Below are 24,216 nucleotides of genomic sequence, written 5' to 3' on the forward strand. Positions count from 1 at the left end.
TACAATTTTTTTTGGGGGGGGCACTTCAGTTCTGACGGGGTAAAATCGTAAAATTCGGACTTGTTAGACTAATACTTACGCGGTTTCAACCTCGGGTACTGAATCTATCGAATTGACAAATTCAATCAACTGCGGATCTGAATCTTTTTGTGAGAGGTTCTTGAGGCTCTTTTTCAATTCATAGGCATCATCCCCTGCTATATTTATTAAATCCATATAAAAATCTTTGTTTTGCAGAATCAATGAACGGCATGCCCCATCGGAAATTACAGGTTTCACTATTTTGTCAATAACTTCTCCAGCTTGACTTTTTAAATTACCATGTGTTCTAAGCCATGGTTCGAAAAACTGGAACTTTATTGCATTGATAGTCTTTTTACCGATACAGAAATCATTTCTTATATCGGTAACAGTCGATTTAATTTTTCGTTTGTCCAGCCTTTCAATTATATTCTTAAAGCAATCAGGCAAAGAACTCCAATTCTGAGTACCAGAAGCAATATCTATTAGAATCTTTTTACCAAATTCTGTCAGGTTATCAGGCAGGGATTTGATTTTAGTCAATAAATGGTTTGTTGCCACAAGCCAGTAATCGGATGCATGGTTTGCTTTTTGGGCATATAGCGTATCTGAACTTACTTCAGACAACGCTTCGATTGCTATTTTATTGATATGGTCGGTCAAGACATTACTTATCTTAGTGGTTAAACTATAAAAAGACGCACGAGGAATTACAATTTGGATATTGTTTTTGCTTAAATGCTCATCCAAATCGCTATCCCATTCGGCTAAATGCTCGATAAATGCATCTTCCGTAACACTTATCCTATTCTTGATATTTTCAAACTGAGGTAGTATATCTATAAGTGATAATTTATACCCCAATTTATTTTTTACCATATACTGCAAAGTGTCATTCAATAACGAATTATTCCAACCAACACTCTTAATCAATAAATCTCCATGATCCACGTAATAATCCATGACTTTTGCAACATATTTTATATCTCCACCCTCTATTAAGGAAACGGAGCGACCATGTGCCAGTTGCATGGCGACCAAATCGTAATACCCAGACTCTTCAATGTTTCGACCATCAGTTTTTAATTCAGAATGCAACTGATTTATGTAGGTTGGATCTAACGTTACAGATAAAGGTCTTTCTTCGTCAGATGCCAATAAACGATAGGTTGTAAATATAGCCCCTAAATTGTCTTTATTTACTCCCTTCGTTTTTATGCAATTCATGATTGTTTGCAGAAGTGTTGGGAACGTATAGGCAGAATCGCTCTTTAATGTTTTTACAATATCTGCATGGTCGAAATTATCGGGTAATAAGTTTGACAAATAAGTGTCGAGTACCTCTGAATTTGTTTTTACTTGATAATACTCGTATGCTTTGGTTGTATTATCATCTCGATAGGCCTTATGTGTTTTATTTGCAACTTTAATATAATCGATAAACGTATTTGACTCAACTGTTTTTGCTTCAATCAATGACGCAAAATCGCACGACAACTTATTTTGCTCAATAAACCGGTCGATTTCGTTTAATGTCTTGAAATAGTCGCCGCCATTAAAGTCTTTGAACCGAACTACCTTTTTATATAATTGAGCAATCACATGATTTTGGTTTTCCGTGTCTAAATGCAATAGTAACTCTTGATATTCGACAGGGAACGCTTGTTTTTCGATAGGCTCCTTTAACTTCAATTTTGCTATTCTTTGCCATATATGCAAAATAGTATCATTCTTTCGAGTTAATGTATGCAAACAGTGTATAATTTTATCGACAAGCGCATCATCTATTCCCTTTATAACTTCATCCAACACAATGTCAAATTGCTTATTGGTATTCGCGTATTGGTTTATATCATGGTCGTCTTCTCCGTTGATGCAACCTTCGATATATTTCTTCAATGGAATTTGTCGCGCATGTTCAACATCAACACCATATACCAAAGCTGCAATTTCGCGTTGGGTTTGCAGATCATTGTTAATTATTGTTTGAATGCCATTCAGATAGTCGCCAGACAATATTTGTTCTGCCGGATTAGCGAGAATCTCTGCCTTCTTCAGACAGAACAAAGCTATGTTTATCATCGAAATTTCATTGCTCCATTCTTGACGAAGAGCAACCATTTCATTGATAAATGATATAATTTCCCGAACATTGGCGTTGGGATTCACCAATCTGAATATTCGATTTATTGTTTCGCTCTCGTCATTCCCTTCTTCACCAAATGCTTCAACAAAAAATTTATCTACGATATTCCGATAGTCGGTAATAACAGGAGGAGCAATACGATAAACAATAGGGAAAGTTTTATTGATAAAATACTTGGTCAGTTGTTTCGTTTGCTCGTTGGTCTCATCACCGAATGCACAAGCCAAATGTGTTTCATCGAAAGGAATAACTGCCCAAACATTTTCAAAACCGCTATCGGCAAAGAACGTATGGATAGAAGACCATAATTCCTTCACCTTTTCAGCTGGTAGGCGATCCATGTTGTCAAAAACAAGGACTAATTTACGTAGCCCTTTTTCCTTGATAAAATCAGAAATGTCTTGCATCCATGTTTTGAACTCGTAAACCGTTGGTTCGTCTTCGCTCAAAGTCTCATAGCAAACGTCCTTTTCGACTTTATCTTGATAAATAGCTAACATATAACTCCATCCATATTTATGATCTTTGCTATATGCCCATTTCCAAACGCACAATGCAATAAGAATTGGCAGTGCAGCTATGATAATAGACAATAAAGAAAACCACCACGTTGTGGGTGTAGGTTTTACTGCATATGCAATAAATGTAAATATCGGAGTTAGGACTGCAACCAAAAATGCAGCAACCATACCATTGCTGATAAGGGGATATTTTTCAGTTACAGTTTCCGTTTTGCGAGCTAATAAATATTTCAATTTATCAGACCACGATACGGTTTTCGAACCTCCACCTTTGACTTTTATTGTTGCATCTCCAGATAAGATACAATCATCAATAAGTTTACTTGTAAGCAATTCCAATATAGATCGGCGTTGCAAATCTTCTTGATGCCCCCATGCATCATACTCAAAAAAGTAATAGTTGTCGGACAATTCGCTTTCCAACATTTTCACCACGTTGGATTTTCCAGACCCCCAAATACCTTCGATACCGATAATTCGAGGTAAAGAACATTCTTCATTCAATGAATCGTTCTGACGAAAATGGCGAGCAATAGTTTTTGCCAGCCTTTTTTGCGAACCTCCGTCGAATTTATCAATACCGCACGGTTTATTTTGGATAAACCGCGGATATTGAGACTGTTGGAATTGTAGTTTACTTTCCATATACGTAATTTATTGATTACACGAACTCCAAATAATTCTCCTTGTTCACTACGTGAAATTCAGCATGAGGGTAGGCTTCTTGAAACACTTTCGGGACACTGGGCATCTTATTTCCCCATTTGAACTCCAAAGCTGTCAAGCTGTCTGCACTCTCTTCGATCAAGTCAATTTCTTGCTTATCGTAAGTACGCCAGAAATAGAACTCCTTATGCAATCCTTCGTTGAAATTCGCTTTACGACGCTCTCCTATGATGTAGTTCTCCCACAATGCACCGACATCCTGTCGAATAGCCAATGGTGAAAAAGCACCTATAATCGCATTTCGAATGCCATTATCATAGAAATACCACTTCCCGGCTTTCGTCACCTCTTTGCGCAGGTTGCGCGAGTAAGCCCCCAGACGATAGATAACGAAGACCTTTTCCAATAGGTCGAGGTATTTTTCAACTGTCGTCTTGCTCATGCCGAGTTGTTTACCTAACTCATCGTAAGAAACTTCGCTGCCCAACTGAAAAGCTATCAATCGCAGTAGATCGCGCATCTTGCTCGAATTTTTTAAGCCGTCAATTGCTAAGATATCTTTAAGGAGGTATGCACCTACAATATCACGTAGGTAGTCTGTTTTACGTTCATAGTTCTCCATCATTACTACTTCGGGATAGGAACCATAAATCAAGCGTGCTTCGAGGTTCTGGCGGGTTTCAAGTGCCGTTTCCGTCTGTGCGATTTCCCGTTGCGAGAATGGTGTAAGGAGAAATTGCGTACTGCGGCCGACCAACGGTTCACCAGTCTTATTCAGTAAATCGAATGACGAAGAACCACTTGCCAAGACACTTATTCCCGGTATTTCATCAACTATCAACTTCAGAATACTACCGATTTGTGGTATGTTCTGTGCCTCATCAATAGCCAGCAAATCAATACCATCCAATAAATGCCGATAATTGGCTATTGAGCGATTCTCCAATAGTGCTAATGTGTCGTAGTCTTCGCCGTTGAGCATCATCGTCCTACCTGAATAGTTGTCCACAATTTTACGCATCATTACCGTTTTACCAACACGGCGAGCACCAAAAATCAGTACTGCTTTATTGGGCGCGATTCGTGCTGTAATCTTCTCTTGAAGTATTCTATTTACTGTTTCCATACCTTATAAAATATAATGCAAAGATAATCATATTTTTTTTAATTGGCGAATTTTACACAAAAAACAGGTTGTGAAATGGCGATTTTTACAACCATAATCTTATGGAAGTTGTTTCATTGTTTTTAGTAATGATATATGTTCATACTATGATGACTCAATAATTTATCAGACATACGTTTCTAAAATTTGTCCTTATAGGAATAAAAACTCACATATATTATGCTAATTAACATGTAATTAAATGAAAATAAAAAGACAGGATACGAGTATTCCTGTCTTCTCATATGTAATGGATATTTTTTTATTTTCTCATCCGCTCCAACTCCTCATCACGCAGCATTCTCTCGTTCAGTTTCTCCTGCATCTTGTCGAGGAAATAGGTACGGCTTTCGTTTTTCCGACGTTTGATGTCGGTATAGAAGCGGTAGCAATCCTTCGACTCAATACCGAATATCTTGTAGAGAATCGGGGCGAGCTGTTTTAGCGGCATATTGCCGTTGTTGATACAGCCCATCTCGTCTATGCCGTAGATAAGTTCCACGAGGTCGATGGCGTTGCCCGTCCAAAGAAGGCTGGCGGTGGTTTCTGTTGCGTTGTTGGCGGATATTAGTGGTGGCACTTGGGGCGTGGCAAGGAATTTCTGCATCTTTCTTACGAAAGACAGAGCCTTGCTGACGTAGGCGGCAATCTCTCTTCTTTCTTCTGACAGATTACGCACCGGATGGTGCTGCAACTCGATTTCGATGTAGGCAAGCGCGATGACGGTAAGGTTCATGTCCATGCCGCCGTTGCACAGTTCTATTACTTGGGTGGCGAAAGCCGTGTATGCTTTTTCCATATTGCAGTCTCCGGCTTCGTTTATCCGGCGGAAGAACTCGGTTTCCGCCAATAAAAAATAATTCATGTCCTGTCAATTTTGAAATTTTACACTCTGTTTTCGGTATGCGCACATGAATATAATTGGCAAAAAACGCGGCAGAAAACAAAAAATCCAACGCTCAATTTTACAAAGTGTTGTATTTCAGTGGTATAAAATTCAATATTTTTTCACAGGGACAAATTATCTCCGACTTAAATTGTTTGTAATCAGAACATTTATTCTATTCTTGAAAATAAAAATGTATGCTTGCCGCACATTTTGGCTATCTTGCTTTTTTATCAAGGATGTAGATAATGCGGCATACACCGTTGGGAAAACTTTTCAAAGAGGAAAGCGTCCAGTGTTGCTCTGGCAGAGCCGACTTAAAAAAATGTCGTCCGCTTCCGGATATGAAAGGAACGGTGTATAGTATGATTTCATCCACAGCGTGCATACGCAGTAGTCCGTTTATATAGTCTGCCGTGTCCGGTGTGGCTTCCGCGAGGTAACGGATGTTTGTGCCGTCTTTTCTCCATTCGTGCAGCATTGAAATGGAATAGTCTGGTGTCACGCGGTAAAGGGCGTTCTTCCTGATTTCATCAAGACCGCAACGGTCAAGGCACAAATCCTGATGTGCTTTATAATATAACTCTGAAGAAAGACATCCGTCCATCGTCAGTACGGCGAGAATCTGAACTTTACCCATAATCGTTACCTTTCATTAGGCAAGGGCAAAAAAGTAGCGTGCAATTCACACTACCTTCAAGCGATGGCTCTGGTAAAGCCTTTACGGAGAGTACGTGAATGCACGCTATGCGTAAGCATAGCATAAGCATCACGCAATCGTCTCCGTAGTTCCAATTTACCAGATTTTCGCTTGAAACGCCTTGCGGTCTTATCCTATATGTTGGCGGCGAAAAGCTCCTGCCAATCGCCGTTTTTCTCAAATGTTATGCAAAGATAGCCAAATTCAGTGAATTACAGGCTATGATTGCTTGAATTTATATTTAAGTCCATACTCTTCAAGTTTGCTGTATAGTGTTGTCCTGCCTATTCCGAGCAGTTCGGCGGCGACACTCCGGTTGCCGTTTGCCTGTTTCAACGCACGCAATATCCGCTCCTTATCCTCCGCGTCATTGCGCAGGGCGAAGTTGACAGTAGAGGTCGGTTTCGTCACGGCAAGTTCCAGATGCTCTTTCATGACAACACCTTCCTGCGCCTGCAATACAGCACCCATAACTTTCTGCCGAAGTTCCCGCACGTTGCCCGGCCATGCGTGTGTCAGCAACGCTTTACGTGCTTCGGAACTGAACCCGCTCACGCTACACTCCAGCTCTCTGTTTGCCATATCACGGAAGAACTCTGCCAGCGGCATGATGTCTTCCTGACAGTCACGCAACGGAGGAACGGTTATCCCGAAGTCGTGCAGGCGGTACAGAAGATCCTGCCGAAAACGCTTTTCACTCACTGCCGCTTCCAGATCCTCGTTGGTGGCGGCGATGATGCGGACATTGAAACTCCTGTCTGCCTTGTCTCCGACCGGGCGATACCGCCTCTCCTGTATGGCGCGGAGCAACATCTGTTGGGTTTCCAACGCGAGGTTTCCTACCTCGTCCAGAAACAGCGTGCCGCCTTCCGCCTCATGGAAATATCCTTTCTTGGCACAATCTGCTCCTGTAAACGCTCCCTTGACGTGTCCGAAGAAGGCCGAGGGCGCAAGCTCTTTGGTGAGTGAACCGCAGTCCACCGCCACGAATGGCTTGACTGCCCGCTTGCTCTTGTCGTGCAGGTGGTGGGCAATATGTTCCTTACCCGTGCCGTTCTCTCCGAATATCATCACGCTCATATCGGTAGCGGCTACCAGCCTTATACGGTGCATGATTTTCTGAAATGCGGAACCGTCACGGGCGAACACAGGCATACGGCGTTGTCCTGCCTGACGTTCTTTCAGTATGGAACGGATCAGGGGGACAAGTTTATCCTCCACAAGCTGTTTGGGAATATAGTCTATCGAGCCGAGTTTCATGCTTTCCACGGCGGTATTAACTTCGGCGTAGTCGGTCATAATGATGAAGGGCTGCATCTTTCCCTCCTTTCGCATCCAGCGCAAAAGGTCAATGCCGTTACCGTCAGGCAGGCGCAGGTCGGCAACCACGATGTCATTATCTGTCGCCTGTTGTAGATGTTTCTTCGCGGTTGAGAGGTGGTAAGCCTTCACGGTGCGGTAGCCCTCCCGCGCCAGCATGTTGCAGACAAACTCGCAGTACACGATATTGTCTTCTACCACAATTATTGTTGTCTTATCCATCTTCGTATTTTCTCCTTTCCTCTTCTGCCAACCGGATTATTTCCGCTCCCTTATCCAGCACGGCAGTCACGGCATGGCTTAACGCTTCACCATCCGGGAGTACATCGCCATGAAGCAATCTGTAAAGTACATTTAGCGGTTGGTCGGCACGTAGCACCTCCCACGAGCTGCGCAGGTGGTGTGTCAGGGAATCCAGCTTTTGCAGGTCTTTTTCTGTTGCCGCTTCCCGTATTGTCTGCATCTCTTTTTCAGTTTCCGTCATCAACTTTTCCAGCATAACGGCTTCATTGCCGTAAGACAGCAAAGCTGAAAAATCCGGTTTCCCGTCCGGTGTTTCTTTTATGGCACACCTGTCGGAAACCTCCATCAACTCCGATATGGAGAACGGCTTGAACAGGCATCCGGCAAAGCCTTTTGCCAATAGTTCCCCTTTGTTACAACTGCCCGAAGCGGTTGCCACAACCACCGGGATTGTTGGTGAATTGCCCACGTTGGACGAACGCAACAGTTCCAGTAATTCGAAACCGTTTATACCGGGCATATTCAAGTCTGTCAGCAACAGGCTGTATTCTTTCTGGCGTATCATTTCCATCAGTTCCGCAGCATCGGTGCAAGTGTCGCAGTGTATTCCTTCTTGGGAGTACATCTCTTTCAGCATCAGAAGTAATACCTCATCATTGTCAATGGCGACAACATCATGGAATTTATTGTTATGATAAACAGGTGTATTGCTTGTATATCCAAGCTGTTCTTCAGCTTCCTGCATAGAAATTTCAACTGTGAAACGACTGCCTTTCCCTTTCTTGCTGTCCAAACGGATTGTTCCGCCAAGCATCGACACAATATTACGCATTATGGCAAGCCCAAGCCCGAAACCCTCCTTTGCGGCGGCATTTGATAGACGTTCAAACGCACCGAACGCTTGTTTCTGTTCCTCTTCTGTCATGCCTGTACCTGTATCTTCAACGACCAGTGTCAGAACTCCATTATCATATTCAGTAATCAAAGAAACACCGCCTTCTTCTGTGAACTTGACTGCGTTTGACAGCAGGTTATTCCCGATTTGTATTATTCGCTCTTTGTCGGTCAATACAATGGCATCGTGTCCAGTCTTCACGGACAAGGACAACCCTTTGTTCACTGCAACAGGAATGAACTCCGTTTCAAGTGTGTGCGTGATTGCAGAAATCCGGCAGGGTGACAGACGGGGCTGTTCCTTGCCGTTGTCCAGGCGGAAGAAGTCAAGCAAAGTGTTGAGCATATCCCGCATACGGTCGGAGGATTGCAGTATATTTCGGATATATTGCCCATTATTACCGCTATTGCATTCTTTCCGCAAAAGTTCGGTATAGCCAGTTATTGCCGTCAGTGGTGTACGCAACTCATGGGTAATAGTATGTACCGCTTTCTTTCGGGAGGTTATGAGTACCTCATTTTGTTGCACGGACTGTTCCAATTGCTCGATCAAATCCGTTGTCTTGCGTTTGTATCGTTTAATGTTCTTTGCATCACGGTGTATGATGATATAGGAAATGACCAACAGCAAAAGAACAAATCCCATCAAGCCGCCTATCTGCATAAATGATTTTTTACGCATCGCTGTTATCTCGCTTTCTCTATTTTGTAAATCAGATTGTACCTTCTTTTCGATTTGGCAAATCAATCCTTGCAGTTGTCTGTTAAGTTCTGCATTACGGGCAGCAAGACTATCGGCTTGTTCTGACAATCGACGGCTCTGCGCTTTCTGTTCGTTGACCATGTTTCTATTGGATGAACGGAGCGTAGTCGTTGTTGTCGTTGGCTTCGTTCCCTCTTTTTTGCCAAAGATGCCCAAGAAACCTTTTCGTTTTGGCTTTTTGGACTGTTCCTGCACACTTTTCTGCACAATAACCGGAATTTGATTGGCTATCTTCTTGTTAATAGATTGTTGTTCATCCATTAACCGGACTATCTGGAACATCTGTCGTTCCTTATCCTCTAAAAGACTGCGCACACTATCGATGCGCTCTGCTGGATAGGTGGCCTTGAAACGGCAGAGCATACTGTCCATTGCCATACGCCGTGCATGGTAATGCTCGATATCTTTATCGTTCCATTCCAGTATTGTTTCACCCAATAGAGAAAATTTTATCATTTGAATATTGATATTGTTTATTTCTTTTCGGAGCTCGTCTATTTTTTTATTGCCAAGTTCTAATGCTTCTATCTCCTGCCATTCATAGAGGCTATTATATGCCATACATCCGATAAGAATGGAGATAAGTATATATCCCAACTGTATTGCCTTATAGAAATTTCCTGACCGCTCCATTATTTTGATGACATTGATTTTTGGAACATGAATAAAAGTTTATCTTTTTCGTTCATGCGGATATTATCAGAATAATCGCCTTTTGTTATTTGATACCCGCATGGCTTGACCATAAAAACGCCTAAGCCCTTAGTGTATGAACTTACTTCTGAGGCGTAGTCTTTACTTGTATTTAATGGAACTTTCCCTTTAATATGACACCACTCATTATTGCAACTGATGTCTTCAATCTCAGACATCATTTTTTGCAAATCTGTAATAGCTTTGGAACTTGCCGCTTGGGGTATCTGCAACTCAAAATAGAGCATCGGTTCGAGAATGTCCACACCTGACTGTTGCAAGGCCAGCCTGAAGACATAAGGGGTCAGCTGTCTGAAATCAGCAGGTGTACTTACCGGGCTATAATACTCGGCTTGAGTAAAAGTTACTTTCAGATCAGTCACTTCCCATCCATGTAAACCAGATTGGCAAGACATACGAATCCCTTCAAAAACGGCATTTTGAAAAGAATGGTTCAGATAACCATAGGAGATGTCACTTTCGATTTGCAACCCTGTCCCTAACGGCAAGGGTTCAAGCGTCAGCCCTATTGTGGCCCAGTAAGGGTTGGGTGGCACTTCGATCTGAATAATCTTATTGACCTTTTTTACAGGTCGTTCTTTGTAGATAGTCTTGATCTCATCAAAATGGACCTTTACGGAAAATCGTTCTTCCAGCAATGTCTGTATGATTTCCTTTTGTGTCAAACCATATAACGAGATTTCCAATTCATCACTATATGAGTTTATGGAAAAGGACAAAGACGGGTCTTCAATCCACAATGTATTCAGAGCGGATATCACCTTGCTTCTCTCTTCGGACCTGTCTGGCCGGACGGAGGATTTGAGAGCGGGATGCTGATGAGATAACCCTTGAATCAAACAAGGTTTAGTACCTAAATAATCTCCGATTCGAAAATCTTCCATATCTTCTACAATCGCGATATCATTGGCCCCCACTTCATCAACATTTATCTCTCTGCCCTGATAAATAGTCTTTAGATTTTTAATCTTGATGAATTTTTCCGAATCGTTGATTCTTACAATGTCTCGAAGTCTCAGACTTCCGTCAATTATTTTTAGAAAACTTCTTTTATGTCCTTTGGGGTCATGCTCTATCTTATAGAGATAAGCTGAAAGTCTGTTTGAGACTGATTCTGGAGGAAGTATAAAAGAAGAGATGGCGTCCAACAACTCATTGATACCGATATTGAACATTGCTGATCCATGTAGTACCGGATAGACTTTGGCTTTTGCCACAAGATCGATTATCGTATTCCAATAATCAGCCGGTGAAATTTCGCTATCCGCCAAATATCGTTCTAATATATTGTCGTCATGGTTGCATACAAATTCTTTGTATTCTTCCTTTATATATGTTTGGGAGCAAATCGGATAAACCAATCCATCGACAACAGTTTGCATAAACAGGACATCTTGAGACAGATTTGTTTTTATATCCAGATACAAACGCTCTAAATTCACACCGTCACGGTCAATTTTATTGATAAATATAATTGTCGGGATTTGCAGTTTTTGTAAAGTATTGAACAGCAACTTTGTTTGCGCTTGTATGCCTTCCTTTGCGGATAAGATGAGGACTGCTCCATCAAGCATTTTGAATGTCCGCTCCACTTCCGCAATAAAATCCATGTGTCCCGGAGTGTCAATGATATTGCATTTCACTCCATTCCAGATAATAGATGTCGTAGAAGCCCGAACAGTAATTCCTCTACGTTTCTCTATATCCATAGAGTCTGTTATGGTGTCACCATTATCCACACGGCCGCACTTTTCCGTTGCTCCACTGGCAAACAGCAGATTCTCGGTTACGGAAGTTTTTCCTGCATCAATGTGAGCAAGAATTCCTAAATTTATAATATTCATTTGGATTAAGCAATAATATACTACAATAGATGCATTGTCGAAACGCACCTTTTAATACCTCCTCGTAGCATGTGAGAACTACAGGATTACTAACTCGTATTAATATGTATATTATTACTGCCGCATAACGATTACAAAATTACACAAAAAAATATATCTAACAAAAGTGGGAGGATTTTTTAACTTTTTACCATAGACATTTTATTAGGGAAGCGTAGGTTCAACTGGTAAGTACAAATAAGTAGAAATGTTTGAACAACAACGTTTTAGGAAGTTGAAAAAAATCAAGTTTCTCTCTCGGTATAACGTTTATTTTGGCCAATATCTTCTTTAGTTTGGCATTTGAGTATTTCCCATTCGTGTTCTATTTAGCTCCTTATTATGAGTATGTAGCAAGTTGCTTATCAAATTCAGCCTCTTTGAGGGTCAAATATGGTTTTGCAAATGGTGACTGACAAGACATAAACAAGGTCAGCAGGATTTTTTACATAAATGGACATGAATGTATATAACCTAAAATAAGAATAAATTTTAATAAGGGCTGCCCAAAAAGAAAAAAAATGCAGTTGCCATCCTACAGATACTTGCAGAAAGGATAAAATTTACTTTTAGACCTTTTGGGATAGCCCTTATTAATACTTCAGATAAAATTCCTAAGGTTATATTTTCAATCCTTTGGACCGGGTTTCCTCCTTGGCATACAGCCCCGGATGCCCAGTTATGGTGTGATTGGCGATAATACTTTCCGATGGATTGCGTATTTGCGGTGATGTATCTTCGGGATATTGCCTGATACCGTTTCGCACACCTTTCGCTTCCGGTTTGACCTGTTGCCCTTCATGCTCCTTTTCGGTGATTTCGGGTGTAGGCGGCGCAAGTTCCAGCTGTATCTTGCGGTCAAGGGCGGCAAGTTCGGACTTCAACTGTTTCAGTTCTTCCTCCTTCTTCCACACCTTGCCTGCTATCTCCTGCAACTGCGGTATCTCACGTTCCAAGACCTCATTCTTCGCTTTATACTGGTCGATGATGGAGGGGATTCTCTCAATCGCGTTGAGGAAGTTGCGGGCGGCGGCCAACGGGTCAGCCAGCGCCAGATGCCCGTTGTTGTAGGTGTACTTGTAGTTCCCCTCGACCACGAAGCGGTTGTCGGTAAACTCCAATCCCTCTTTGAGTATCCTTTCGCTGACCACCTTTATCGGGAAACCGTAAAACTCTCCAACCTGCGTGTACAACCCTCCGGTCGTGGCATTCTTGGCTATCTCCTGCAAACGCTTTCCGATGACTTTCTCATCGGCGGAATCCACTCCGTCCACCTTTATTATATTAAGGTGATTGCCCTCCTTGTCGGTCTGCACCACAGAGAGGAAGCGGTTCCAGTCCTCCGTCATGGCATCTATGAAAGCTGTGTTGTTGCCCAGCTCGCGGGTCTTCGATTCCAGCTTGAACTCCGAATCACGCTTGCCCTTGTTGAACGACTTGCGTTCCCCTTCGAGCGAGGCGATACGTTTTTCCAGTTTCGCCTTGTCCAGCAGGTCGGTGTTGCCGGATAGCAACGCCATATATTCCGAGAAGTTCATGCCCGATTTCTCGTCCATTGCCCCCTCGTCGATGGTACGCGCTTCCATAGCACCGCTTTTAAGCTGGCTGATGAAAGTCTGCTTGCAGTGCAGGAGGTTGAACTTGTAACTGTCCAGTGATTTTTCCACCGCGTAGATTATTACGTCCACGTTGTTCCCGGCGAAATGCTTGGCTATCTCGTTGCCTGCTCTAACTCCCCGTCCGTCACGCTGTTGCAGGTCGGACGGTCGCCACGGCGTATCAAGATGATGAATTGCCACACACCGTTTCTGTGCGTTCACACCCGTTCCGAGCATGGAGGTGGAGCCGAACAGCACACGCACCGTCCCGGCGTTCATGGCATCTATCACCGCCTTCCGAGCCTTGTCGGTCTTGCACTCCTGAATGAAGCGCACCTCGCTTGGCGGTATGCCGTAGTCCTCCGTCAGTTTGCGCTTGATTTCCGAATAGACGTTCCACCCATCGCCCGGCTGGTAAGTCCCCAAGTCAGAGAAAACGAACTGCGTGCCTTTCTGCGCGTCGTATTTTTGATAATACTCCGCGATTATTTTGGCACAGTGGCTCGCCTTGTTGTCGGGGTGGTCTTCGTAATGCGGGTCTATCATGCGCATGTCGAGTGCCATCTTCCGGGCATAGTCCGTGGCGATAAGCATCTTCGCCTTTTCCTCCGTTTCCGAAAGCGGCAGTCTGCCCAACAGGGTGGCGTCGCCCGTCTTGGCGAATTGCATCAGCTTCTGTATGAAGTCCTCCTGCTCCGGCGTGGGCGGTATGTGGTGCAGTATCTCGTTTTTGTTGGGACGGTCCACGCCCACATCCTCCGCCGTGCGGTAGTCCGTGATTTCATTATAGAAGGCGGCAAGCTCCGGCACTTTGATGAAGTAGCGGAAACGCTCCTTCTGCACCACGTTGTTCGTCACGTTGAACTCAAAATCCGTTGTCTTCTTGGCAAATATCGCCGACCACGCATCAAAACATCGAATGTCCTGCCGTTCCAGCTCCTTCGGGCGCAGGTACTTGAACAGCAGGTACAGCTCAGTCAGCGAGTTGCTGATAGTCGTGCCGGAGAGGAAGGTCGCCCCCAAGTCCTTGCCCGTGCGCTCCTGTATGGTGCGGATAGCAAAGAGCATGTTCAGTGCCTTCTGGCTTCCCTCGCTGTTCCCCAATCCCGCCACACGGTCGTGGCGCGTGTTGAAAGTCAGATTCTTGAACTGGTGCGATTCATCAATGAAAATGTGGTCGATGCCCATCTGCTTGAAGTCCACCACGTCGTCCGTGCGTGACTTTATGGCGTGTTCCACCTTCTCCAATTTCGCTTCAAGGTTATGCTTGCGCTTCTCCAGACCTTTCAGCATCGCCCGCGATACGTTCTTTCCCTGCTGGCGCAGCACTTCGAGGTTTTCCTCCACCGTGTCAAGCTCCGCTTGCAGGATGCGCTGCTGCAACTCCGGCGACTGCGGTATCTTGCCGAACTGGTCGTGCGACATAATGACACAATCGTAGTCGTTGTTCTTGATGTTGTTGAAGAAACGCACGCGGTTGGCGGTCGAAAAGTCTTTCTCCGAAGCGTACAGAATCCTCGCGTTGGGATATGCCGCTTGATAGGTGGCGGCAATCTCCGCAACATTGGCTTTCAGCCCGATAATCATCGGCTTGTGCGCCAAGTTCAGACGCTTCATTTCATGCGCGGCGATGCACATTATCAGCGTCTTGCCGGTTCCAACCTCGTGGTCACAAATTCCGCCGCCGTTCTGTTTCAGCATCCAGACGCAATCCATCTGCGAGGGATAGACGCTCCTGATGCCCCGGCTTGCCAGCCCTTTCAGATTGAGGTCGGGAAAAGTCTGATGCGAGCCGTCATACTTCGGGCGCACGAAACAGTTGAACTTGCGGTTATACATCGTCGTCAGCCGCTCCTTGAACTGTGGCGACTGCTCTTCGAGCCATTCGGAGAAGCCGTTTCGTATCTCGTCAATCTTGGCGTTGGCGAGCTGTATTCCCTCGCTGTCGCGCACCTTGATGTCGTTGCCATGCTCGTCCCTGCCGATGGACTTCATCATGTCGGGACAGGTGTTGTGCAGGGCGTGTTTCAGAAGGTGCATGCCGTCATAGTTACGGTAATACCCCTTCACCAGAAACTCGTCCGTGATTTTCATGGTGCGGTAGCCGCACGCCACCGAAAACTCGTCCATGCTTGCAGAGTAGGCGATTTTCACCTCCGTGTCGAACAGCCGGCTCATGTAGGCGGCATAGACACCCGTCGGAATCCAGCGTTCCCCGAAATTGAAATCAAGGTCTTCAAAAGCGATGCGCGGCGGTTCGGCATCTTTCAGAGCCTCCAACGCCTGCTTCACCTCCGGCATACGTTCACTTTCGGGGTTTTCGCCCATCCAAGCCTCTATGCGTTCCGCTTTCTCTATCACGTTTCCGGCAATAAAGCGGTCCTTAATCTCGTAACCGGTTACGAGCGGATTGTAATAGATGCGCCCTTGCAGGGCTGTGAGCAAATCCTCCGCCGTACTGTCGGTTATCTCCCGCATATAGTCGAGATCGACAGTGCCGAACTTGTTGAGCGACGCGGACAGTGCTTCTTCGGGTGAGCCGACGTTGGCATGGCTCTCCACGGAGAAGGAAACGGGACGCTCGAAGATGTCCGCCTTGACAAACTTCCCGTTCTCCGCCCGTTCCAGCGAAAGGATGTCACGCCCGCCCGCGTCCATCATCACTAACTTCACGTTCTGCTTGGCGTTGAGGTTGCCGTAGCGCATGACAAACTCATCGTAACAGGTGTTTAGATGCTCTCGCCACGGGACATTTGCTTCATGCAGGTTCGATTCATAGCGGTACAGCCGCTCGTAGGCGTCACGGAGTAAAACATACTGTAACGCCTTCTCCTTCTGGTAGCCTTTCAGGTCGAGCGGCTGGAATGTCGCCCCGTATGGCGTGATGTCCTTCAGGTAGCCGATGTTATGACGCCCCCTGTCAGCCACCAGCGACCCTTCGCGCAGGTGCATCTCCGGCGTGCGGTGGTAGGCACGCGGCGAAAGGTCCACGACTTCTTCCTTCGGCTTCTCCGCTTCGATGTCGGGGAAAAGGGAGGTCGCCACCGCTTCCGGTGGGGTATCTGTAACGGCAGGTGCGGTGACTGCTTCCGGCTGTGTTTCCTCCTGCCGTGGTTGCTCACGGGGAGTGTCCGGCACGGCTTTCACTTCCATCTTTTCCGCCGCCGCTTGTTTCTCGTTATGCTGCCTTGCCAGTTCCCGAAGTTCCTTCCTGCGTTCCGGCGTCAAATCCATCATCATCTCGTAGAAGCCGTTGATGGGAGGATTGGTATCCCAGTCCAACGTGGCATAGATGTCGTCCGGGTCGGCAGGCTTGGCGGTGTTCTCCGTTTTAGCCTCCTTGTTCTCTGTTACAGTCTTAGGGGTGGTAGCCGTCGGCACAGCCGTAACATTTTGTGTGACATGCACCTGTGGCTTGGGTAGAACGCGCCTTGCCGAGCTTTCCTTTTTCGCCTCCTTTTTCTTTTTGGCGGTTTTCGGTTGTTGGCTGACTTCTTCCGTCATCCCCCAGAGATCGAGCAAGGATAGCTGCACACCGTCAGAATATTTCGGACGTGGCTCTATCTCCGGCTTTTCCTCTGTGGGTTGCGGTTTCTCCGTCGGAGTTTCCACCGCCTGCATCGAAGATGTTGTTTCCATCTTTATGGCAGTACGCTCCACCTCCTTTTGAACGGTAACTTTTTCTTCCGTTCCCGACTGCCGGATTGAACCCGAATACAGACGCATGGCGAGCCTGTAATGGAAATCCTCGTCGAGCATACGGTGCAAATCCCCGGCGATGCCTGCTGCCTTGCCCTCGTGCAGATAGACCATAGCGGGCTTCCCGTATGGGTCGGTGTCAAGTTTCGCCGTCGTATGCACGATGCGTTCCGGGTGGTGGATGAAATAGGCGTTGTCGGTCAGATCGGTTTTCGTGTCCGTCTGTATTACGGTCATCAGCCGCTCGTCCTGCGACATTTCCTTCTTGCTGAGGTTCTTTTGCAGGACAATCAGGTCACTGCCCACTTCTGTCCCCGCGTTGTCCGTGAACAGGTTGTTGGGCAGGCGTATCGCGGATACCAGATCAGCCTTACTGAACAGCTCGTTACGCACGGAGGTCTTGGTGCTGTTCAATACCCCTTGCGAGGTGATGAACGCCACGATACCGCCGTCACGCACGGCATCCAGTCCTTTGAGAAAGAAATAGTTGTGGATGGCTTTCTGGGCGGAGCGTCTGCCGAATGAGTCGCTCCGCTGAAACTCAGGGTCGAACACGGCTATGTCTCCGAACGGAATGTTGGACACCGCCAAGTCGAAATAATTGTTGAACGGTCTTTCGATTTTCTCAAAACCGCAGGTGCGCGTTTTCTTGCCGGGATAGAGATGCCTCAGGATTGTACCCGTGAGCAGATCCTTCTCGAAAGCCATCACATCCGCATTGGGGTTGTGCCGCAGCATGGAATCCACGAACACGCCAACCCCCGCCGACGGTTCGAGCATACGGGCGGGGCGGACGCTGTAATCTGCCAGCACGTCCGCGATGGTGTCGGTTATCTCTTTGGGGGTGTAGAAAGCGGTCAGCACGGACGCTTTCAGCGAATCCACAAACCGCTTGTACTCTGTTTCGTCCTTGCTGTTCTCACGGATAAGCCTGTGCAACTCCACTGTCGGGGCGAACAGTTCGAGGTCGGATTTCGCCCACCGGACGGCATCCGTCAGTTCCTTTGCAGGGTTGAGGATACATTTCAGACCGCCGAAACCGCAGTACCTTTGAAGTATGGCACGCTCTTCGGTTGTCGCTGTCCTGTTTTCCCTGTCAAGGATGAATGCCGTCCGTATCGCCTCGATGTTGTCCCGCAGTTTCTGTTTGCGGTTAAACGCCATATTCCCCGATGTAAAGGACGGTTGCCCCCGTCAGCTCCGTGTAGAGCAGGTCGTAATCGGAAGACAGGGCGAAGTTGTCGTCCGAAAGGTCATAGACGGAGAACACGTTGCCGACAAGCGGCATGAGTTTCAGAATAAAGGCTTCTTGTTTCTCTTCCGGCACTTCGTCGAAAAACTCGCTCTCCACGACTTCACGGAGAATGGCGTACCGGGAATAGCGCAGCCCGCGCAGCAGCGTGTCCATCGCCTGCTCTTGCGCGCCATCGGCGGGATAGCCTTCGAGCCGCGCCTTTTCATACGTTTCGGCGGCACGGTCGGCCCGTTCCCGTATGAAAGCGGTGTCAGTCGCCTGTTCAAACTTGTTCGTGCGGAGGTAGTCCAGCAGGTACAGACCGTAATAGGAAAAGTCGGTCTGACCCTCGTTTTTCTTCTTGTTGTTCATTACTTTGGAGTTTAGTGGATTGATATTTAACGGGATAATTGATTGGAAAAAGGAAGAAAAAGGCACTCGGTATCCCTCCGAGTGCCACCACTAAATCCAAAGTATGAGTGTAATCCGGTATCGAAGAACAATTCATTACTCTGAACAAGTGGCAAAGTTAGTGCAAATCGAAGACAATACGAAAAAAACTTGTTTGTTTCTATTGTTGAGATGCAGCCTAACTTATCAAAAGTTAGTGATTATTTCCTTTTTTTCGGATAGGAAGACTTGCATTTCTTTTCCGGGAACACGAACGTCGTGTTATATTCCCCGTCAAAGGCGACTATGGCATCGAAGTTCTTGCCCTGCTTGCTCTTGAAGCCTTTGAGCGGCTTGGTGTGCCCGTCGGTGAGCAGGTCTTTGATTTCGTCGTCGGACAGGGTGCGTCCCGCTTTCTGCCGGAACACGGGCAGTCCGCACTCCGTGTTGTCGCAACGTACCACCTTGCCGTAGAACCGCATCCTGCCCGTGCCGCACTTGGGACACGCGCAGCCGGAATCACGGCTGCCGAAGAGCTTGTCGCACGAGAGCAGTTCGGAGGTGATTTCCCGTGTGTACGCCTCTATCTCCTTGCGGAAAGTGTCGGCGGGCAGTTCCCCGCGCTCGATACGTGCCAGTTCCTTTTCCCATTCGCCCGTCATGGCTACATCGGCGATGCGCATCGTCTTCACCACGGAATTGAGGGCGAGTCCCTTTTCGGTGGGAACAAGCGACTTCTTGCAGCGTTCCATGTAACCGCGCTTGAAAAGCGTTTCGATGATGGACGCTCGTGTGGCGGGAGTGCCGATGCCGCAGTCCTTCATCGCCTGCCGCAGCGCGTCGTCCTCAATTTCCTTGCCCGCTGTTTCCATTGCCGAGAGCAGGGTGGCTTCGGTATGCAGCGGCTTGGGTTTGGTCTTTCCTTCGGTGATGGAGGTGGCTTTCAGCGTGAGCGTGTCGCCATCCTGCCAGCCGGGGATGGTAGTTTCCTCCTTTTCCTCGCCATAGACGGCACGCCATCCGGCTTGCTTCACGACACTGCCTTTCACGGTGAACTCCACTCCGGCACATTCTGCCGTGACAGCAGTCACGTCCTTGACGCATTTTTCGGAGAATGCCTCTATCATTCGTCCGGCAATCATCTGATAAATGGTGCTGTCCTCTTTGGAGAGGAAGAGCGGTTTCTCTCCCGTGACGAGCAGGGCATGGTGGTCTGTTACCTTGCCGTCATCCACGCTACGGCGTGTCGGGATGGCTTTTGCCCGCACCTTGTCTTTCCATTCGGGCTGCGTGCCGATAAAGGCGAGTAGCTTGGGGATTTCAGCGAACACGTCTTCGGGGATGTAGCGGCTTCCCGTTCTCGGATAGGTTATCAACTTCTTCTCGTAGAGCTTCTGCGCGATTTCAAGCGTCTGTTCCGCCGTGAAGCCGTGCTTGGCGTTGGCTTCTTTTTGGAGCGTGGTCAGGTCGTACAGCAAGGGAGTTTCCTCCGTCTTCTCCTTACGCTCTGCTTTCGTTACCGTTGCGCTGCCTGCCGCCTTTACCTTATTATATAGCTCCGTTGCCGGTTCTTTCGACTTCCATTTCTCGGAGGATGAGAGTTTCACGACCTCGCCGTCGCAACCGTCTGTTGCGATATGGAGCTGCCAGAATGCTTCGGACGTAAAACGGCGGTTCTCCCAATAGCGTTCACACACCATCGCCAGCGTGGGTGTCTGCACACGCCCCACCGAATACGTGCCATGTCCGGCGGCTATGGATAACGCCTGAGTGCCGTTGATGCCCACGAGCCAGTCGGATTCGCTCCGCGCTTTGGCGGCGAGGTATAGGTTGTCGTACCTGCTGCCGTCTTCGAGGTTGCGCAGTCCCTCACGGATAGCCTTGTCGGTGAGCGAGCTGATCCACAGACGCACGAAAGGAGTGGTGCAACCCGTATAGTGGTAGAGGTAGCGGAAGATAAGCTCTCCCTCGCGTCCGGCATCGGTCGCCACGATGATTTGTTCGCTTGTGTCGAACAGTCTTTTGATGACTTTTATCTGCGACACCACGCCGCTGTCGGGCTTGTAACCTTTCTCCGTCCTGACCTGACGGGGGACGAGCGTGAATGTGTCGGGAATAATCGGGAGGTTGTCACGGACAAATCCGCGCACGCCGTAGCCGTCGGGCATGGCAAGCTGAACGAGGTGTCCGAATGCCCATGTCACGGCATAGCCGCCTCCTTCGAAATATCCTTCCTCTCTCTTTGTCGCGCCCACGATGCGGGCGATTTCACGTGCCACGGAGGGCTTTTCTGCAATGATTGTCTTCATGTTTTCTTGCTTTTTTGTTGATACTTTGGATTTTATTTTGGATTCAGTGGCGGACACGGGATTACATTTTCATGCCTTTGTTGTTCTTCTTTTTCGGCTTCTCCTGCTGCTGTTGCTGGCGGTCGTCCTTTGGGGCGGTCTGACCTTTCTGCAAAGGCTCTTTCAGGTTCTTTGTCGCCTCGTTGGTTTTGCCCTCGTTGTTCACCGCCACCTGTGTGCGGCTCTCGTTGGACGGGGCGACCTGCTGGGCGTTGTCGGGGTTCGTTTCGTAGCGGTACGGGCGGCCCTTCTCCGGGTTGAACTTGATATACATCGTGGCATGGAAGCCCTGCTTGTCGGTCACGTTCTCCAGTTTCACGGCTTTACCCGCCACGTAGTCGGCTTTCTGCTTGTCGGTGAAGTTCACGCCGCTCCATTTGCTGATGGGGCGGATGCTGCCGTCCTCGTTCATCCACGTGTTGCGGCGTTGCTCCTTCTTGGTCTGTGCGGCATTTTCCCCGCCTTGCGCCTGACTTTTCGAGGTGTCACCTTTGGCTTCCTGCGTCTGTGCGGTACGGGGCGACCTTCCGGTTCCCGGCACGAACTCCACGCCGCGCTGCTCCACGTTCACTTGAAGGGTGGTGACGAACTTCCTGCCGTCGTTGCGCTCGATGAGCTTGTCGCGCACGGGCAGTCCGGCGCGGAGCATGTCCTGCTCCTGTTTGGTGATTTCCGTCTTGCCGATGCGCTCCGGGATGCGCACCTTGTTTGCCGGAATGTCCGTGATTTCATTCGTCTTGCGGTCGATGCTGATGTAGGAGGGGATGATTTCGCCCGTTTCCCTGTCCACAATGTCCACGACCCTGCCGAGGTTGCCCGTTTCGCGCAGGTTCTTCCGGTCATCGTCGGAGAATTTGTGTTCCTTGTACTCATCTAACTTCTGCTCCTTGCGGATGAAGTGCGGCACGAGGCTGACATTTCCCTCGCCGTCCTTCTTGAAGGAGAGGCGGGCGTCCAGCTCGAATGATTCGCCGCCGAAGGTGGGCTTGACCTTTACCAAGTCGGACTTGCCGTAGTGGAGCATCTTCGTAAGGTCTCCGGACTTTTCAAGGTCGTCACGCTTCACGCCCCATCTGTCCTCCAGCTCCTGCCAGTTGATTTTGCTCTCGTTGATGGGTTGGTAGCCCTGTCTGCCCTGCGTCTGTTGCGGGCTTTCCTGCTGTTCTTTCTGTTGTTCCATGTTTTCCTGTTTTTGAGGTTCTTGTTTCTCTGTCTTTTGTGCCGCCATCTCTTCCTGCACCTGCTGTTGATAAGGGAAGGTGTCGATTTTGTGCGGTGCAAGGATTTGTTTGTTCTGGTACGGATGCTGAAGCAGGTCTTTCATCACGCCAAGCATGGAATCCACTTGGTCTGCCGCGATGCGGTAGAAACCGAAGCGGCTGGGTTCCTTGCACTGCCGGAAGAAGTTCTTGAAGAAGTTGTCCAGCACGTCGCCGTGTCGGTCGAATTGCAGGAAACTCTGCGCGTTCTCAGCTTTCGCAGGGGTACGCTTGGGTGTGTCGTCTGCATTCAGCCCGGCTACCACGCTGATCTCGCCCGTCTTCTCGTCACGGACTACCAGCACGTCCTTTTCGTCTTTTTTCTTTGCCATTTGAAAAATGTTTTAATGGGTTATTTATGAAAGAAATTATGGATACGAGCCTTGTAGAAGGCTATATCTTCTTTTTTGAAGTCCTTGATATGGTTGGAAAGGAATGTCAGCACATCCTCCTCGCTGTAATAGGTTTTCTTGCCCAGTGTCTTGTAGGGCAATGCGCCGACACTGCGGTAGCGTTGCAGTGTGCGCTTGCTTATCTGGAGCAGCATGCACAAATCCTGATTGTCGAAAAGGCGGATGCTTTCCGTGATAGTAGGCTGTTTCCCCTCAGCCTTCATCGCCAGCAGCAGTTCGTCCTGACGGTCGAGCCGTTCCATCAGCTTCTGCATCCAGCCCTCGAAGTTGTTTCGTGTGAGCAGTTCCATGACCTATGTCCTCCTTCCTTTTGGTTTGCCGCCAGTGCGCAGCGTGTGGTTGCGTTTCAATTCCTGCGGTGTCGCCGCGTCCTCGTTGACGGCACACGCTTCAAGCAGGCGGTCTATTTCCGACTGCCGGTAGCGGCATTTACCGCGAAGCACGACATAACCGATGCGTTGCTCGCTGCGCATACGCTGGAGGGTGCGGGTACTCACGTTAAGCAGGTGCGCCGCCTCGCGTGTGGTGAGCAACCTGTCGGGCGATGCCGCTTTCTTGTCGCCGGAGGCGGCACGGACGTGTGCCGCAATCTCCGCTATCTGTTCCGTCAATGACCGGAAGGCAGAACTTTCCATCGTTATCACTTTCATATTCAGTCCTTTATTTTTGTTTATTTTCATGAACATAGGCTGCGCCTCGGCATACCGTTCAAGCAAGTTTGACGCTCTACACTCGGCTTGCTCTATGTTTCTGCGACAAAATTCGGCAATAAACAAAAGGGGCTTTAACAACTCACTACGTGACTCACGTAAGATTTTTACGGAAGATGGCTCCGTAACCCGGTCAAACGGTGCAACAGGCAGCCTTTCAGCGGAAAACGGTACGTGTTAAGGGCTGCATCGTTACCTTTGCGGGCAAACCGATAATTGCATGAATATGGAAATAGTATCTATCGAGAAAAAGACTTTCGAGATGATGGTGGCGGCATTCGGCGCACTCTCGGAGAAGGTCGCCGCCCTAAGGCGCAAAAGCGACACGGGGCGCATGGAAAGATGGCTCACGGGCGAGGAGGTCTGCGGGCAGTTGAGAATAAGCCCGCGCACGTTGCAGACGCTGCGCGACAGGCGGCTTATCGGCTACTCGCAGATAAACCGCAGGTTCTATTACAAGCCGGAGGAGGTTAAGAGGTTGATACCGCTTATCGGCACGCTCTATTCGCACGGCAGATGATTTGATTTATTCACCCACTGAATCCGAAGTTATGATGAACGAGACCAACGATGTTTTTACGATGGAAGACGAGCCGATAGCCTCTGTGATGCAGGATATGCGCAAAGGCTCGAAATGGCTGTT

General features: G+C 47.8%; 14 protein-coding genes and 1 pseudogene. 2 read left to right on the forward strand and 13 right to left on the reverse strand.

The window, feature by feature from the left end:
• Positions 1–75 precede the first annotated feature (75 nt).
• The 13 genes from HMPREF0671_RS01950 to HMPREF0671_RS02010 all read right to left on the reverse strand — a co-directional run bounded on the left by HMPREF0671_RS01950 (position 76) and on the right by HMPREF0671_RS02010 (position 23,513).
• Positions 76–3,333, reverse strand: a complete 3,258-nt coding sequence (locus HMPREF0671_RS01950; protein ID WP_019036224.1) for a P-loop NTPase fold protein — start codon at positions 3,331–3,333, stop codon at positions 76–78.
• Positions 3,334–3,349: 16 nt separating this feature from the next.
• A complete protein-coding gene (locus HMPREF0671_RS01955) occupies positions 3,350–4,480 on the reverse strand; it encodes an ATP-binding protein (protein ID WP_019036225.1) in 1,131 nt (376 codons plus the stop codon).
• Positions 4,481–4,781: 301 nt separating this feature from the next.
• Positions 4,782–5,384 carry an RteC domain-containing protein gene (locus tag HMPREF0671_RS01960; RefSeq protein WP_036896391.1) on the reverse strand — a complete coding sequence of 201 codons (603 nt, stop codon included), beginning with the start codon at positions 5,382–5,384 and terminating at the stop codon, positions 4,782–4,784.
• 238 nt (positions 5,385–5,622) lie between these two features.
• The gene (locus HMPREF0671_RS01965; protein ID WP_002560995.1) at positions 5,623–6,045 is read right to left on the reverse strand and encodes a dihydrofolate reductase family protein; all 423 of its coding nucleotides are present in this window, start codon (positions 6,043–6,045) and stop codon (positions 5,623–5,625) included.
• Positions 6,046–6,324: 279 nt separating this feature from the next.
• Positions 6,325–7,647, reverse strand: a complete 1,323-nt coding sequence (locus HMPREF0671_RS01970) for a sigma-54 dependent transcriptional regulator (RefSeq protein ID WP_002560996.1) — start codon at positions 7,645–7,647, stop codon at positions 6,325–6,327.
• Complete coding sequence (locus HMPREF0671_RS01975) at positions 7,640–9,958, reverse strand: ATP-binding protein (RefSeq protein ID WP_002560997.1); 2,319 nt, start codon at positions 9,956–9,958, stop codon at positions 7,640–7,642. The genes HMPREF0671_RS01970 and HMPREF0671_RS01975 overlap by 8 nt, the downstream gene beginning before the upstream one ends.
• Positions 9,958–11,883 carry a tetracycline resistance ribosomal protection protein Tet(Q) gene (gene tet(Q), locus HMPREF0671_RS01980; RefSeq protein ID WP_002560998.1) on the reverse strand — a complete coding sequence of 642 codons (1,926 nt, stop codon included), beginning with the start codon at positions 11,881–11,883 and terminating at the stop codon, positions 9,958–9,960. Before tet(Q) ends, HMPREF0671_RS01975 begins: the two co-directional genes overlap by 1 nt.
• 659 nt (positions 11,884–12,542) lie before the next feature.
• Positions 12,543–18,383, reverse strand: coding sequence for an N-6 DNA methylase (locus tag HMPREF0671_RS01985; RefSeq protein ID WP_002560999.1), 5,841 nt, complete (start codon positions 18,381–18,383; stop codon positions 12,543–12,545).
• Entirely contained in the window at positions 18,373–18,825 is a 453-nt protein-coding gene (locus HMPREF0671_RS01990; protein WP_002561000.1) for a DUF1896 domain-containing protein, read from the reverse strand. Before HMPREF0671_RS01990 ends, HMPREF0671_RS01985 begins: the two co-directional genes overlap by 11 nt.
• A gap of 239 nt (positions 18,826–19,064) precedes the next feature.
• A complete protein-coding gene (gene topB, locus HMPREF0671_RS01995) occupies positions 19,065–21,152 on the reverse strand; it encodes a type IA DNA topoisomerase (protein WP_002561001.1) in 2,088 nt (695 codons plus the stop codon).
• Between the two features lie 61 nt (positions 21,153–21,213).
• The gene (locus tag HMPREF0671_RS02000; RefSeq protein ID WP_002561002.1) at positions 21,214–22,782 is read right to left on the reverse strand and encodes a DUF3945 domain-containing protein; all 1,569 of its coding nucleotides are present in this window, start codon (positions 22,780–22,782) and stop codon (positions 21,214–21,216) included.
• A gap of 20 nt (positions 22,783–22,802) precedes the next feature.
• Positions 22,803–23,153 (reverse strand): helix-turn-helix domain-containing protein, encoded by a 351-nt coding sequence (locus HMPREF0671_RS02005; protein ID WP_004291454.1) that lies wholly within the window; start codon positions 23,151–23,153, stop codon positions 22,803–22,805.
• Between the two features lie 3 nt (positions 23,154–23,156).
• Positions 23,157–23,513, reverse strand: coding sequence for a helix-turn-helix domain-containing protein (locus tag HMPREF0671_RS02010; protein WP_002561004.1), 357 nt, complete (start codon positions 23,511–23,513; stop codon positions 23,157–23,159).
• Between the two features lie 280 nt (positions 23,514–23,793).
• Between HMPREF0671_RS02010 and HMPREF0671_RS02015 the strand changes: the two genes are divergently transcribed.
• Positions 23,794–24,093 carry a helix-turn-helix domain-containing protein gene (locus tag HMPREF0671_RS02015; RefSeq protein WP_019131010.1) on the forward strand — a complete coding sequence of 100 codons (300 nt, stop codon included), beginning with the start codon at positions 23,794–23,796 and terminating at the stop codon, positions 24,091–24,093.
• A 31-nt stretch (positions 24,094–24,124) separates the two neighbouring features.
• Positions 24,125–24,216, forward strand: a pseudogene (locus HMPREF0671_RS02020) (DNA-binding protein); the annotation flags it as partial.

The sequence above is a fragment of the Prevotella sp. S7 MS 2 genome (genome assembly GCF_000762865.1).
In the GTDB taxonomy this organism is placed as follows: domain Bacteria; phylum Bacteroidota; class Bacteroidia; order Bacteroidales; family Bacteroidaceae; genus Prevotella.

Excerpts from the sequence above, each read along its gene's own strand:
- HMPREF0671_RS02015 (WP_019131010.1), top strand. The coding sequence starts at position 23,794 with ATGAATATGGAAATAGTATCTATCGAGAAAAAGACTTTCGAGATGATG.
- HMPREF0671_RS01985 (WP_002560999.1), bottom strand. The coding sequence starts at position 18,383 with ATGGCGTTTAACCGCAAACAGAAACTGCGGGACAACATCGAGGCGATA.
- HMPREF0671_RS01960 (WP_036896391.1), bottom strand. The coding sequence starts at position 5,384 with ATGAATTATTTTTTATTGGCGGAAACCGAGTTCTTCCGCCGGATAAAC.
- HMPREF0671_RS02010 (WP_002561004.1), bottom strand. The coding sequence starts at position 23,513 with ATGAAAGTGATAACGATGGAAAGTTCTGCCTTCCGGTCATTGACGGAA.
- HMPREF0671_RS01970 (WP_002560996.1), bottom strand. The coding sequence starts at position 7,647 with ATGGATAAGACAACAATAATTGTGGTAGAAGACAATATCGTGTACTGC.
- HMPREF0671_RS01990 (WP_002561000.1), bottom strand. The coding sequence starts at position 18,825 with ATGAACAACAAGAAGAAAAACGAGGGTCAGACCGACTTTTCCTATTAC.
- HMPREF0671_RS01975 (WP_002560997.1), bottom strand. The coding sequence starts at position 9,958 with ATGGAGCGGTCAGGAAATTTCTATAAGGCAATACAGTTGGGATATATA.
- HMPREF0671_RS02000 (WP_002561002.1), bottom strand. The coding sequence starts at position 22,782 with ATGGCAAAGAAAAAAGACGAAAAGGACGTGCTGGTAGTCCGTGACGAG.
- HMPREF0671_RS01965 (WP_002560995.1), bottom strand. The coding sequence starts at position 6,045 with ATGGGTAAAGTTCAGATTCTCGCCGTACTGACGATGGACGGATGTCTT.
- HMPREF0671_RS02005 (WP_004291454.1), bottom strand. The coding sequence starts at position 23,153 with ATGGAACTGCTCACACGAAACAACTTCGAGGGCTGGATGCAGAAGCTG.
- HMPREF0671_RS01955 (WP_019036225.1), bottom strand. The coding sequence starts at position 4,480 with ATGGAAACAGTAAATAGAATACTTCAAGAGAAGATTACAGCACGAATC.
- topB (WP_002561001.1), bottom strand. The coding sequence starts at position 21,152 with ATGAAGACAATCATTGCAGAAAAGCCCTCCGTGGCACGTGAAATCGCC.
- HMPREF0671_RS01950 (WP_019036224.1), bottom strand. The coding sequence starts at position 3,333 with ATGGAAAGTAAACTACAATTCCAACAGTCTCAATATCCGCGGTTTATC.